At 65.8% G+C, this 13,663-nt stretch carries 11 protein-coding genes; 6 read left to right on the forward strand and 5 right to left on the reverse strand.

Features of this window, described 5'->3' with window-relative positions:
* The first annotated feature begins 20 nt into the window (after window positions 1-20).
* From secA to BLV60_RS22165, 6 genes are all read left to right on the forward strand, one after another.
* Entirely contained in the window at window positions 21-2,807 is a 2,787-nt protein-coding gene (gene secA, locus BLV60_RS22140; RefSeq protein WP_093057435.1) for a preprotein translocase subunit SecA, read from the forward strand.
* A gap of 31 nt (window positions 2,808-2,838) precedes the next feature.
* Entirely contained in the window at window positions 2,839-4,068 is a 1,230-nt protein-coding gene (argJ, locus tag BLV60_RS22145) for a bifunctional glutamate N-acetyltransferase/amino-acid acetyltransferase ArgJ (RefSeq protein ID WP_093057436.1), read from the forward strand.
* Between the two features lie 82 nt (window positions 4,069-4,150).
* Entirely contained in the window at window positions 4,151-5,026 is an 876-nt protein-coding gene (locus BLV60_RS22150; protein ID WP_093057437.1) for an ATP-binding protein, read from the forward strand.
* Complete coding sequence (locus BLV60_RS22155) at window positions 5,023-5,478, forward strand: NUDIX domain-containing protein (protein WP_093057438.1); 456 nt, start codon at window positions 5,023-5,025, stop codon at window positions 5,476-5,478. Before BLV60_RS22150 ends, BLV60_RS22155 begins: the two co-directional genes overlap by 4 nt.
* Before the next feature lie 7 nt (window positions 5,479-5,485).
* Window positions 5,486-7,444, forward strand: coding sequence for an acyltransferase family protein (locus BLV60_RS22160; RefSeq protein WP_093057439.1), 1,959 nt, complete (start codon window positions 5,486-5,488; stop codon window positions 7,442-7,444).
* A 17-nt stretch (window positions 7,445-7,461) separates the two neighbouring features.
* Entirely contained in the window at window positions 7,462-9,429 is a 1,968-nt protein-coding gene (locus BLV60_RS22165; RefSeq protein WP_093057440.1) for an acyltransferase family protein, read from the forward strand.
* Window positions 9,430-9,453: 24 nt separating this feature from the next.
* Here the strand turns inward: BLV60_RS22165 and BLV60_RS22170 are convergent, their stop codons facing one another.
* The 5 genes from BLV60_RS22170 to coaE form a co-directional block, all read right to left on the reverse strand.
* Entirely contained in the window at window positions 9,454-9,666 is a 213-nt protein-coding gene (locus BLV60_RS22170) for a DNA gyrase inhibitor YacG (RefSeq protein ID WP_007833230.1), read from the reverse strand.
* The gene (zapD, locus tag BLV60_RS22175; RefSeq protein ID WP_093057441.1) at window positions 9,663-10,418 is read right to left on the reverse strand and encodes a cell division protein ZapD; all 756 of its coding nucleotides are present in this window, start codon (window positions 10,416-10,418) and stop codon (window positions 9,663-9,665) included. The genes BLV60_RS22170 and zapD overlap by 4 nt, the downstream gene beginning before the upstream one ends.
* 30 nt (window positions 10,419-10,448) lie before the next feature.
* Entirely contained in the window at window positions 10,449-11,483 is a 1,035-nt protein-coding gene (locus BLV60_RS22180; protein WP_093057442.1) for an alginate O-acetyltransferase AlgX-related protein, read from the reverse strand.
* Window position 11,484: 1 nt separating this feature from the next.
* Window positions 11,485-12,978 carry an MBOAT family O-acyltransferase gene (locus BLV60_RS22185; RefSeq protein WP_093057443.1) on the reverse strand — a complete coding sequence of 498 codons (1,494 nt, stop codon included), beginning with the start codon at window positions 12,976-12,978 and terminating at the stop codon, window positions 11,485-11,487.
* Window positions 12,979-13,047: 69 nt separating this feature from the next.
* Window positions 13,048-13,656: a dephospho-CoA kinase gene (gene coaE / locus BLV60_RS22190; RefSeq protein ID WP_176928882.1), complete on the reverse strand. Its 609-nt coding sequence runs from the start codon at window positions 13,654-13,656 to the stop codon at window positions 13,048-13,050.
* Between the last annotated feature and the right edge of the window lie 7 nt (window positions 13,657-13,663).

The following is a 13,663-nucleotide window of genomic DNA, read 5'->3' on the forward strand; positions in this document are numbered from 1 at the left end:
GTGCCCGCCCATCTCCACCCATGGCAACCAACTTCCTGACCCAGATTTTCGGCAGTCGCAACGACCGGCTCCTCAAGCAGTATCGCAAGACGGTGGAACGCATCAATGCGCTCGAACCCGAGTTCGAGAAGCTCAGCGACGATGCGCTGCGTGCCAAGACGCAGGAATTCAAAGAACGCGTCACCAAGGGAGAATCGCTCGACGACCTGCTGCCGGAAGCCTTCGCCACGGTGCGCGAAGGCTCCAAGCGCGTCATGAAGATGCGCCACTTCGACGTCCAACTGCTCGGCGGCATGGCGCTGCACAACGGCAAGATCTCCGAAATGCGCACCGGCGAAGGCAAGACGCTGACGGCCACGCTGCCGGTGTACCTGAATGCGCTGTCCGGCCAGGGCGTGCACGTGGTCACGGTGAACGACTACCTGGCCAATCGCGACGCGACCTGGATGGGCCGCCTCTACAACTTCCTCGGTCTCTCGGTGGGCATCAACCTGCCGCAGATGCCGCGCGAGGAAAAGCAGGCCGCCTACCGCAGCGACATCACGTACGGCACGAACAACGAGTACGGCTTCGACTACCTGCGCGACAACATGGTCTACGAGCCCGGCGACCGGGTGCAGCGCGGCCTGAACTACGCCATCGTCGACGAAGTGGACTCGATCCTGATCGACGAGGCCCGCACCCCGCTGATCATCAGCGGCCAGGCCGAAGACCACACCGACCTCTACCTTGCCATCAACAAGGTGGTGCCGCTGCTCAAGAAGCAGGAAGGCGAAGCCGACCCGCGCACGGGCGAGGGCGTCACGGTGCCCGGCGACTTCACTGTCGACGAGAAGACGCACCAGGTGTTCCTGACCGAAGACGGCCACGAGAACGCCGAGCGCATCCTGGGCGAGTTCAAGCTGCTGCCCGAGGGCGCCTCGCTCTACGACCCGGCCAACATCACGCTGATGCATCACCTGAATGCGGCGCTGCGTGCACGTCACCTGTACCACCGCGACCAGCACTACGTGGTGCAGCAGGGCGAAGTGGTGATCGTCGACGAATTCACCGGCCGCCTGATGACGGGCCGCCGCTGGAGCGACGGCCTGCACCAGGCCGTGGAGGCCAAGGAAGGCGTGGAGATCCAGGCCGAGAACCAGACGCTGGCCTCGATCACCTTCCAGAACTACTTCCGCCTGTACGGCAAGCTGGCCGGCATGACCGGCACCGCCGACACCGAGGCCTACGAGTTCCAGGAAATCTACGGTCTCGAGACCACGATCATTCCGCCCAACCGCATCAGCAAGCGCGAAGACCAGCTCGACCGCGTCTACAAGACGACGCGCGAGAAGTACGAGGCGGCCATCCAGGACATCCGCGAGTGCTACGAGCGCGGCCAGCCGGTGCTGGTGGGCACCTCGTCCATCGAGAACTCCGAAATCATCGACGGCCTGCTGACGCAGGCGGGCCTGCCGCACCAGGTGCTGAATGCCAAGCAGCACGCACGCGAAGCCGACATCGTGGCGCAGGCCGGCCGCACGAAGATGATCACCATCGCGACCAACATGGCCGGCCGCGGCACCGACATCGTGCTGGGCGGCAACATCGAGAAGATGATCGAGGCGATCGAGGCTGACGAAGGCCGCGACGAAGCCACCAAGAAGGCCGACATCGAGCATGTGCGCGCCGAATGGGCCAAGGACCACGAGTTCGTGAAGTCGCTCGGCGGCCTGCGCATCATCGCGACCGAACGCCATGAGTCGCGCCGCATCGACAACCAGCTGCGCGGCCGTTCGGGCCGCCAAGGCGATCCGGGTTCGTCGCGCTTCTACCTGAGCCTGGACGATCCGCTGATGCGTATCTTCGCGGGCGACCGCGTGAAGGCGATCATGGACCGCCTGAAGATGCCCGATGGCGAAGCCATCGAAGCCGGCATCGTCACGCGCAGCATCGAAAGCGCGCAACGCAAGGTCGAGGCGCGCAACTTCGACATTCGCAAGCAGCTGCTCGAATACGACGACGTGTCGAACGACCAGCGCAAGGTGATTTATCAGCAGCGCAATGACATCCTCGATGCGGGCGACCTCACGGCGCAGATCGCTGCGCTGCGCGAAGGCTGCTTCACCGACCTCGTGCGCCAGTACATTCCGAGCGAATCGGTCGAAGAGCAATGGGACCTCGACGGCCTCGAGAAGAGCCTCTTCAACGAGTGGGGCATCGACATGCCGCTCAAGAAGGAAGTCGAGGCCTCGGACGCCATTGCCGACGAAGACATCGTCGAGAAGGTGCTGAAGAACGCCAACGAGACTTTCGATGCCAAGGTCGCACTGATCGGCCAGGAAAACTTCACCCAGTTCGAGCGCATGGTCCTGCTGCAGAGCATCGACACCCACTGGCGCGAACACCTGGCCTCGCTCGACTACCTGCGCCAGGGCATTCACCTGCGCGGCTATGCGCAGAAGCAGCCCAAGCAGGAATACAAGCGCGAAGCCTTCGAACTCTTCGGCCAGTTGCTCGACTCAGTCAAGAACGAAGTCACGCGCCAGCTGATGACGGTGCGCGTGCAGTCGGGCGAGCAGCTCGAAGAGGCCGCCGAAGCGCTCGAAAGCCGTGGCGAGAACGTCGCCAACATCACCTACAGCGCGCCGACCGAAACCGGTGAAGTCGAGGTGCGTGTCGACGAGGAAAGCCAGCGCCGCCTGGCGGCCGCCGGTCTGGGCACGCTGAGCGCCGAAGCCCTGGCCTTCGCCCGCGTCGGCCGCAACGATCCGTGCCCTTGCGGCAGTGGCAAGAAGTACAAGCAGTGCCACGGCAAGCTCAGCTGAAGTCCGCAACACATTCACCGAGAGAAACCCCATGCCCGTGAACCTGTCCGCCCCTGATCCTGCCGCCTTGTTCGCGGTGCCCGGCGTTCGCATCGGCGTGGCCGAAGCGGGCGTGCGCAAGGCCAATCGCAAGGACCTGACCGTCGTGCTGATAGACGAAGGCTCGGCGGTCGGCGGGGTGTTCACCCAGAACCGTTTCTGCGCCGCGCCGGTGCAGGTCTGCCGCGACCATCTGGCCGCGAACTACGGCATCCGGGCGATGGTCATCAACACCGGCAACGCCAATGCCGGCACGGGCGAAGACGGGCTGATGCGCACGCGCTCCACCTGCATCGCGCTCGCGCGCAAGCTGGAGATCGCGCCTGAACAGATCCTGCCGTTCTCCACCGGCGTGATCATGGAGCCGCTGCCCGTGGACCGCATCGAAGCAGGTCTGCCGGACGCGCTGGCCGATGCCGACGCGAACCACTGGGCGCGCGCGGCCGAAGGCATCATGACCACCGACACGATTCCCAAGGCCTTCAGCCAGCAGGTTCAGATCGGCGGCGTCACCGTCACCATCACCGGCATCAGCAAGGGCGCCGGCATGATCCGCCCGAACATGGCGACCATGCTGGGCTTCATGGCCACCGACGCGAAGATCGATCCGTCGCTGATCCAGCCGCTGGCCAAGCTGCTGGCCGATGCCTCGTTCAACCGCGTGACCATCGACGGCGACACCTCGACCAACGACTCGTTCGTGGTCATCGCCACGCAGAAGGCGTCGCACGCGACCATCACTTCGCTCGATTCGGCCGACGGCAAGGCGCTTGTGGCCGCGATGCAGAACGTGGCCCGCCAACTGGCGCAGGCCATCGTGCGCGACGGCGAAGGCGCGACCAAGTTCATCACCATCCAGGTCGAAGGCGGCCGCGATGCCGCCGAGTGCAAGCAGGTAGCGTATGCCGTGGCGCATTCGCCGCTGGTCAAGACAGCTTTCTACGCCAGCGACCCGAATCTGGGCCGCATCCTGGCGGCCGTCGGCTATGCGGGCATTGCCGACCTCGACCAGACCGGCATCGACCTGTTCCTCGACGACGTGCACGTGGCCGTCAAGGGCGGACGCAACCCGTCGTACCGTGAAGAAGACGGCCAGCGCGTGATGAAGCAGAGCGAGATCACGGTGCGCATTGGCCTCGGCCGCGGCACGGCCAGCGAGACGGTGTGGACCTGCGACTTCAGCCACGAGTATGTGACCATCAACGCCGACTACAGATCGTGATGACCCCCACGCTCCGCACTTCGTGTCATCGCTGCCCCCCGAGGGGGAGCTCAACGCCCTTCGGGCGGCCGGGCGGGCGTCGATGAACGAGCAGTTCCAGAAGCTGATCGAGCGCGCCGAGCAGCTCATTTCCCGCATCGAATCGATCCTTCCGCAGCCGCTGGCCGCACCCGCCGACTGGAACGCATCCATCGCCTGGCGCTACCGCCGCCGCAACTCGGGCCACGGTGTGCTTGAGCCAGTGAAGCACGTGGCCGCGATGGCGCTCGATTCGCTGAAGGAAATCGACGTCCAGAAGGAAAAGATCGCGCGCAACACGCAGCAGTTCGTCGAAGGCAAGCCGGCCAACAACGTGCTGCTGACGGGCGCGCGTGGCACGGGCAAGTCGTCGTTGATCCGTGCCTGCCTGCAGGCCTATGCGCCGCAGGGCCTGCGCCTGATCGAGGTGGACAAGGCCGAACTCGTCGACCTGCCCGACATCGTCGAAGTTGTGTCGCAGCGTCCCGAGAAATTCATCGTGTTCAGCGACGACCTGAGCTTCGACGAAGGCGAGCCGGGCTACAAGGCGCTGAAGTCGATCCTCGACGGGTCGATCGCGGCCTCGACGCCCAACGTGCTGATCTACGCGACCAGCAACCGGCGCCACCTGCTGCCCGAGTACATGAAGGAAAACCTCACGTACACCCACACCGACGATGGCGAAGTCCATCCCGGCGAGGTGATCGAGGAAAAGATCTCGCTGTCGGAGCGCTTCGGCCTCTGGGTGAGCTTCTATCCCTTCAGCCAGAACGAATACCTGACGATCGTGGGCCAGTGGCTCTCGTCGTTCGGCGTGGACGACGCAGCCATCGCGGCGGCGCGGCCCGAGGCGCTCGTGTGGGCGCTGGAGCGCGGTTCGCGCAGCGGCCGCGTGGCCTACCAGTTCGCGCGCGACTACGCGGGCCGGAGCGCCGCGTGACCGAACCTCGCAAGCACACGGAAGTCGCGGTCGGCGTGCTGATTCGCCTGTCCGACGATGCGCTGCTGCTCTCGAGCCGGCCCGAAGGCAAGGCCTACGCGGGCTTCTGGGAGTTTCCCGGCGGCAAGATCGAGGCGGGCGAGACGGTTGAAGAGGCACTGCGGCGCGAGCTGCAGGAAGAACTCGGCATCACCATCGACGGCGCCGAGGTCTGGAAGATCACGGAGCATGACTACCCGCATGCGCTGGTGCGCCTGCACTGGTGCAAGGTGACGGCCTGGAGCGGCGAGTTCGAGATGCGCGAAGGCCAGCAGATGGCCTGGCAACAGCTGCCGCTGGACGTGACGCCGGTGCTCCCGGGCGCGTTTCCGGTGCTGCAATGGCTGTCGGAAGAGCGCGGCCTGCCGTTCGTGCCGCCGCCGGTCGTCGCGCCTGTTGCGCCGGCCAACTGACTGATTGATGCATCCCAAGTACCGTCCGGACATCGATGGGCTGCGCGCGATCGCGGTCGGGTCCGTGCTGGTGTATCACGCCTTCCCGACGGCGCTGATGGGCGGCTTCGTCGGGGTCGACATCTTCTTCGTGATCTCGGGCTTCCTGATCACGACCATCATTCTCCAGAGCCTCGCGGCGGGTGACTTCAGCTACCGCGACTTCTATGCGCGGCGCATCCGGCGGATCTTTCCGGCGCTGATCGTGGTGCTGCTGGCGACGCTGTGCGCCGGCTGGTATCTGTTGCTGTCCGACGAGTTCGCCGAGCTCGGCAAGCAGACCGTGGGCGGCGCGGCGTTCGTCGCCAACCTGGTGTTCTGGGGCGAGTCGGGGTACTTCGACACCGCAGCCGAAACCAAGCCACTGCTGCACTTGTGGTCGCTGGGCATCGAGGAGCAGTTCTACATTTTCTGGCCGCTGCTGCTGGGGCTCGCATGGCGCAAGCGCTGGCCGATCGTGCGCGTGGTGCTGGTGGTCGCGGTGGTCTCGTTCCTGGTGAACGTGACGACGGTGCATCCGTTGCCGGCGGCGTCGTTCTACTCGCCGGCCTCCCGTTTCTGGGAGCTGATGGTGGGCGGCATCCTGGCCTGCATGCGGCTGAAGCCACCGGCGCCGAGCGCGTGGCGCAGCCACTTGCAGTCGGTGCTGGGCGTCGGGTTGATCGTGCTCGGGCTGGTGATGATCCGCAGCAACAAGGCGTTCCCGGGCTGGTGGGCGCTGCTGCCCACGCTGGGCGCGGTGAGCTGCATCGCCGCGGGGCCGAACGGCGTGCTGAACAAGTACCTGCTGTCGAACCGGGTGATGGTGTGGCTCGGGCTCATCAGCTATCCGCTGTACCTGTGGCACTGGCCGCTGCTTGCGTTCGTGCGCATCGTGGAGGCCGACCCGCTGCATCCGTCGCCGGTCTACCGCGCCGGCGCGATGGTGGCCAGCGTGCTGCTCGCGTGGGCCACGTACCGCTTTGTCGAGCGCTATGCGAGAAACCGCCCCGGCGCGGGCACGCTCAAGGCACTGGGCGCGGGGATGGTGCTGCTGGCCGCCGCAGGCACGGCGATCTTCTTCGGCGTGCCCGAGCCGCGCAACAACAGCGCCCAACTGCAGATCGTCGCCAACGCCGGACTGGATGCCGACTACTACCAGGGCTTCAAGCTCGACATGATCGGCGACCAGCTGGTCTACAAGGTTGGCGGTGGGCCCAAGCGGGTGCTGTTCCTGGGCGACAGCCACGTGCAGCAGTACGCGCCGCGCGTGATGGAACTGGCCCGCACGCTGTCGATGGAAGACAAGTCGGCCTGGTTCGTGACCCAGGGCGCGTGTCCGGCGGTGCCGGGGGTCTTTGCGGACAAGAATATCGGATGCGCCGAGCGGCGCACCGCATTGCTGGCCTATGCGCTGAGCCCCGAGGTCGATTCAGTCGTCATCGGCGGCTGCTGGAACTGCTACTTCGTCGGCCACGGCGCCCTGGAGTACTACTACCGCGGCGCGGACAACGTGGTCCATCCGTTCCAGGGCGGCGACGGCATCGAACGCTCGCTGGCTTCGCTGGAGGTCACGCTGCGCGAGCTGGCACGCCACAAGAAGGTCTACTTGCTGCTCGACAACCCCGGTGGTCCCGAGTTCACGCCGAAGCGCCTGATCGAGGGCAGCCGCCTGACGCACATGGAGGCTTCGGTCTCGACGCCGACGACGCCGCTGCCGGCCGACCAGAAGCAGCTCAATGACCGGTTGCGCGCGATCGCGCAGGCAAGCGGAGCCGAGGCCATCGATGCGATGGCGGTGCTGTGCAAGGACGACCAGTGCATCCGCACGATGCCCGACGGTTCGCCCGCCTACAAGGACGCCGACCACCTGCGCCCGCGCTATACCCGGGAAGAGGCGAGCTACTTCGACCGCACGGTGCGCGCCGTGCAACAGCCGTCGCGCTGAGCGAGGCTGAGCGAACGATGCATCCCAAGTACCGCCCGGACATCGACGGCCTGCGCGCCATCGCGGTGGGCTCGGTGTTGGCGTATCACGCCTTTCCGAGCCTGCTGCCGGGCGGCTTCATCGGGGTCGACATCTTCTTCGTGATCTCGGGCTTCCTGATCACGACCATTCTTCTGCAGAGCCTGGCGGCGGGCGATTTCAGCTATCGCGACTTCTATGCGCGGCGCATCCGGCGCATCTTTCCGGCGCTGGTGCTCGTGCTGCTCGCGACGCTGGCCTTCGGCTGGTACGTGCTGCTGCCGGGCGAGTTCTCGCAGCTCGGCAAGCAGACCACGGGCGGGGCCGCCTTCTTTGCCAACCTCGTCTTCCTGGGCGAAGCCGGGTACTTCGACGCCACGGCCGAGACCAAGCCGCTGCTGCACCTGTGGTCGCTGGGGATCGAGGAGCAGTTCTACATCTTCTGGCCGCTGATGCTCGGGCTGGCCTGGCGCAAGCGCTGGCCCATCTTGCGCGTGACGCTGGCGGTGGCCGCGATCTCGTTCCTGGTCAATGTGCTGACGGTGCAGCCGCATCGCGCGGCGGCGTTCTATTCGCCGCTGTCTCGCGCCTGGGAACTGATGGCCGGCGGGTTGCTGGCGGCGATGCGGCTGCAGGCTGCCAGCGGTTCGGCCCAGCCGCGTGCGTGGACGAAGCATGTGCAGTCCGTCGTCGGTGTGGGCCTGCTCGTGCTCGGCCTCTTCATGACGCGCAGCACGAAGGCGTTTCCGGGCTGGTGGGCGCTGCTGCCGGTGCTGGGGGCGGTGAGCTGCATCGCGGCCGGGCCGAACGGCGTGCTCAACCGGTATCTGCTGTCGAACCGCGTCATGGTGTGGATCGGCTTGATCAGTTACCCGCTGTACCTCTGGCACTGGCCGCTGCTTTCGTATGCGCGCATTGTGGTGGGCGGGGAGCCGCCGCTGCAGGTGCGTATTGCGCTGGTGGTGGCGTCGGTCGTGCTGGCGTGGGCCACGTATCGCTTCCTCGAGCGCTTCGTCAAGCTTCATCTCTCGCAGGCGATGCTGCGCGGGTTGGCGGGCAGCGGCGCTGCGCTGGCGCTGGCCGGCGTGCTGGTTTTCCTGGGCACGCCGCTTCCGCGCAACGACAGCCAGGCCCTGCAGGCCGTGGCGGATGCGACGCGCGAAGACAACTACTACGACGGCTTCGAAGCGGCTGCGCTGGGCGGGCAGTTCGTCTACCGCACCGGCAGCGGCAAGCACAACGTGCTGCTGATCGGCGACAGCCACGTCGAGCAATACGCGCCTCGCGCACTCGAGCTGGTGCGCACGCAGCCCGGCAAGGCCCGCACGGTGTACTTCGCGACCAAGGGCTCATGTCCGCCTGTGCCGGGCCTGTTCAGCGGCGCCGATACGGCGTGCGAAGAGAGGCGCACAGCAGTGCTCAACCTGGCGCTGAAGCCGGAGATCGATTCGGTGGTGCTCGGGGCATGCTGGAGCTGCTACTTCACGGGGGCCGGGCCCACGGTGAACTACTTCGTCGACGACAAGAAGGCCGTGCACCCGTTCCTCGGCGGGGACGGCGTCGACTTGTCGCTGAAGTCGCTGGGCGAGACGCTGAAGCGCCTGTCGGCGCACAAGGCGGTCTACCTGGTGCTCGGCAATCCGGTCGGCATGGATTTCGATCCGCTCAAGCAGATCCAGGGTAGCCGGCTGGGCGGCATGACGGCGGCCACCGGGCAGCTCAAGGCGCCGATGCCGCAAGACCAGGCGCAGTTCAATGCGCGGCTGAAGCAGGTGGCCGAGGCCAATGGCGCGAAGGTCATCGAGCCGTTTGCCAGCCTGTGTGCCGATGGCCAGTGCATCCGCAGCATGCCGGACGACGGTTCGCCGGCCTACAAGGACATCGGGCACTTGCGGCCCCGGTACGCGCGCAGCTTCGCGACCTACATCGACCCTGCCTTGCTCGACGAAGACGCGGGCGGCAAGTAGCCAGCCCCGCGGCTGCCCGGCTGCCTACTGGATCTTGGGGTCGCCGAAAGGCTCGTCGTCAGGCGGCGCTTCGGCCGGCATGCGGAATTCTTCGCTGGCCCAGGCACCCAGGTCGACACCCTTGCAGCGCGCGCTGCAGAAGGGCCTGTAGGCGTTGCTCGGTGCGTAGATGCTGTCGCCGCCGCACGTGGGGCAGCGGACGATCCGTTCGCCCTTGCTGTTCAACCGTGTCGTCATGCGCAGAGGGTCAGCTCGAAAGGCGCGTCGTCCGAGCTTTGGTGGAGGCGGTCGTCCGCGTCATGGCGCATCAGGCGCACCGAGACCATGAGGCGGTTGCCGCTGATTTCAGGAATCAAGCCGAGCTTGGGGTCGATGCGCAGGCGCAGCAGCTGGAAGCTGCGGCCCTGCGGCAGGTTCTGCTGGAACTGGCCGTTGGTGGCGATCACCTTGTAGGGCACGTCGGCATCGCGCAGCAGCTTGAGCAGCAGGTAGATCGACGAGGCCAGCGGCGAGAGGGTGTTCGACCAGCGTTCGAGGTCAGCGCGGCGGCTGGCGGCGGGGCGGTGCTGCCAGGCGTAGTAGGCGGGCAGGTCGAACTCGCAGGTGCCGCCCGGAATGCCGGCGCGGCTGCGGATGCTCATGAGCCACTCGTTCTCCGTCAGCGCCTGCCCGGCCTTGCCGGCCACGCTGTTGAGGGTGGCGAAGTTGCCTTCGAGCTGGCCGACGACCTGGTCGAGCACGGCCTCGGCAATGGCCGGATTGCCCCGGTAGCTGTTGAAGACGTTCTTGTGCTTGTCCAGGTCGCGCAGCACGTCGGCCTTGAGGTCGGCGCGCGCGGCGACGTCCATGATCTCGAAGATCGTGACCAGGGCGTAGTGGTGGGACAGAGGCGATTCGGCGGGCACCAGTTCACCGAGGCGGCGAAACAGGTGCTCCAGCCGCAGGTACGTGCGGATGCGCTCGTTGAAGGGGTACTCGTAGAGGATCACGCGTATCGTTTTTTCACGTCGGGTTCGAGCTCATTGTGATTTGGCAACCGGGGTGGGCATCACCTGGCGCACAGCCTCCAGCATACGCTGCCCGAAAAGAATGTAACCCCGGGTCGAGACGTGGGTCTCGTTGGCGGGGAAAAGATCCATCATCTTGAAGCGGTTCTCTTCTGCCAGCGCGAACAGGTCCGGTCCGATATTTTGCGGGTTGAATTCGGCCCGGAACGCATCGGCATGGTTTTGTTGCAAATACACGGTGCTCTTGTTGGGGACCACCATCCACACCACCTTGTAAGGCGCGGCGGTGCTTTCGAAGCGCTTCATGAACTGCGCGGACTCGGCCGTCAGCGCCGCGTTGACGCGGTCTTCGGCGGTCATGAGCAGCTTGTCGCAGGCGCGGTGGCTGAACTGCTTGCAGCCGTCGGGCACCACGCGCGCGTCGATCAGCGGGCCCCAGCGGTCGGGCGTGTTGGTCCAGCTGTCGGAGGCCATGATGGCCTTGGTGTTTTGGTATGTGAACCAGCCACTGAGCAACTGGGCATCCCAGTTGAGCTGGAAGCCGGGGGCGGGCTTGGCCGGGTTCTCGAAGGGCGGCGGCGTCGGCTTGAAGGCATGCTTCATAGTCTTGCAGCTCTCGGACTTCTCGATACGGTCCTGCAGCAGGCGCTCGATGCTCTCGACGATGACCACCTTGCCCTTGAAGCCGGATTTATCGAGCCAACCAGAGAAGTCGTCGCACAGGGTGCCGCCGAGGTTGTCCCAGTGCGTCGTGGTGACCTTGTAGCCGGCGCCCACGAGCGCCGATTGCCAGGCGTAGCGTACGGAGAAGCTGTCGCCGATCACCAGGATGTCGGATTCCTGGATCGGCCATGTCTTGATGTCCGCGTCGGGAATAGGTGGTGGCGGTACGTGCCAGCCGAACTCGCGTTCCGAGATGCGCCCGATGCGGGTCAGGTCGCCGTAGGGGATGGGGGTGAAGAGGCTGGCGACCAGCAGCGCGCAGCACACCAGATAGCCCGCGACAAAGATGCGTAGCCAGGTCCTGGCCGATTTCGTGTCTTCCATGTCAGAACTGGAAATAGAGGAACGGGCTGTAGTTGCCGAACTTCGACACGCACAGGCCAAAAAGATAGATGCAGCCCAGGCCCGTGACCCAGGTGGCCAGGCGCTGGAGGCGGGGGCGGCCGGCCAGCCCCGCGACGTTCGGGATCCAGCGGTCGAGCGTGATGGTGGGCGGCAGCGCCAGGCAGATCACCAGGCCGACGAGGATGGTCTGGAAGAACTCGGGCTTGCGGAACGGCACGCGGAACTCGCTGAAGGCCGACACGGGAGCGCCGTGCATGCCCAGCATGCCCTTGTAGATCTCGACGGCGGCCGTCATGCTGTCGGCCCGGAACACCACCCAGGCGATCATCACGCACAGGAAGGTGATGAACCAGCCGACCACGCGGCCATACCACGTGGTCCTGGTGCTGCCGCGGCGCACCTTGGCGTTCCAGAAATGGTTGACCATCAGGTAGGCGCCATGCAGTGCGCCCCAGATGACGAAAGTCCAGGCGGCGCCGTGCCACAGGCCGCCCAGCAGCATCGTCAGGAAAAGGTTGATGTAGCGCCGGGCCGGCCCCTTGCGGTTGCCTCCGAGCGGCACGTAGAGGTAGTCGCGCAGGAAAGTCGACAGCGAAATGTGCCAGCGGCGCCAGAACTCGATCATGTTGGTCGACTTGTAAGGCGACCTGAAATTGAGCGGCAGCTGCACGCCCACGCACAGAGACAGGCCGACCGCCATGTCCGAGTAGCCGGAGAAGTCGAAGTAGATCTGCAGCGTGTAGGCCAGCACCCCGAACCAGGCCGTGTACAGCGAGGGCAGCACGCCTTCGTGCACGCCCTTGAACATCATGTCGGCGTACTGCCCCAGCGGGTCGGCGATCAGCATTTTCTTGGCCAGGCCGAATACGAAGATGCCCAGTCCGAGCGCCATGTTGTTGGCGTTGAACCGGTAGGTGGCCGGGTTGTTGAACTGCGGCATCATCTGCGCGTGATGCAGCACCGGGCCCGCGATCAGGTGCGGGAAGTAGGTGACGAACAGCGCGTAGTGCACGAAGCTGCGCTCCCGCACCTTGCCCTGCCAGCAGTCGACCAGGAAGGCGATCTGCGTGAAGGTGTAGAACGAGATGCCGATCGGCAGCACGATGTGCACCAGATCGATCTGCGCGAAGCCCGCGGCGGCCAGGCCGGCATCGATGTTTTCCAGGAAGAAGTTGGCGTACTTGAAGACGGCCAGCACCCCGAGGTTGACCACCAGCGCGATGATCAGCAGGGCCTTGCGGTGCTTGTCTTCCCGGCCGGGCGAGGGCGTGAGCCGCAATCCGAACCAGTAGTTGATGCAGATCGACCCCAGCAGCAAGGGCAGTGCCTTGACGCTCCACCACCCGTAGAAGAAGAGCGAGGCCAGTGCCAGGAAACCCGCCGCCGACCGGGGGCTGCGCGCACCGATCAGGAAGAAGCCGATCAGGACCAGCGGGAAGAAAACAAAGATGAAAGGGTACGAATTGAAAAGCATCGTGAGGGGCGCTGAGGCGTGCGCCGTTTGACGTGATCGTCGTGTAGCCGTCGCGGCGTCAACCCCAAATTATCGCGTGCCCGGCCGAACCCACCGTTCCCAGAGACCCCGTACCTGCTGAGCGAGTTCCTCGAGCGTCAGCGACTCGTTGAAAATGACGGCGTCGGCGGCGGCCCGGCGAGCCTGGCGTGTGGCCTGCTGGGCGATCACCGCCTTGACCGCTTCCGGCGCCCAACCAGAGCGTGCGACGACGCGCTTGAGCTGCGTTTCCTCGGTGGCGTCGACCACCAGCACCCGGTCGACGATGGCGCGCCAGCGGCCGGATTCGACGAGCAGGGGGACATCGAACACGACGACCGCATCCTCGCCCGCTGCTGCGGCCTGGCGCTGGGTTTCTGCGCCGATCAAGGGGTGGAGGATGGATTCGAGGCGCACCTTGGCTCCCGCATCCGCGAACACGATCTGTCGCATGGCGGCCCTGTCCAGGCCTCCGTCCGGGGCGATGACCCTGGGGCCGAAGGCTGCCTCGAGGGCCGGCATGGCGATGCCGCCTGGGAGTGCGATGGCGCGCGCGATGGCGTCGGTGTCCACCAGTACCGCCCCCTGGGCCACCAGCAGCCCGGCGACGGTGCTCTTGCCGCTGCCGATGCCGCCCGTCAGACCGATGCGCCGCACCATGCGGTGT

Source organism: Variovorax sp. YR634, assembly GCF_900106655.1.
In the GTDB taxonomy this organism is placed as follows: domain Bacteria; phylum Pseudomonadota; class Gammaproteobacteria; order Burkholderiales; family Burkholderiaceae_C; genus Variovorax.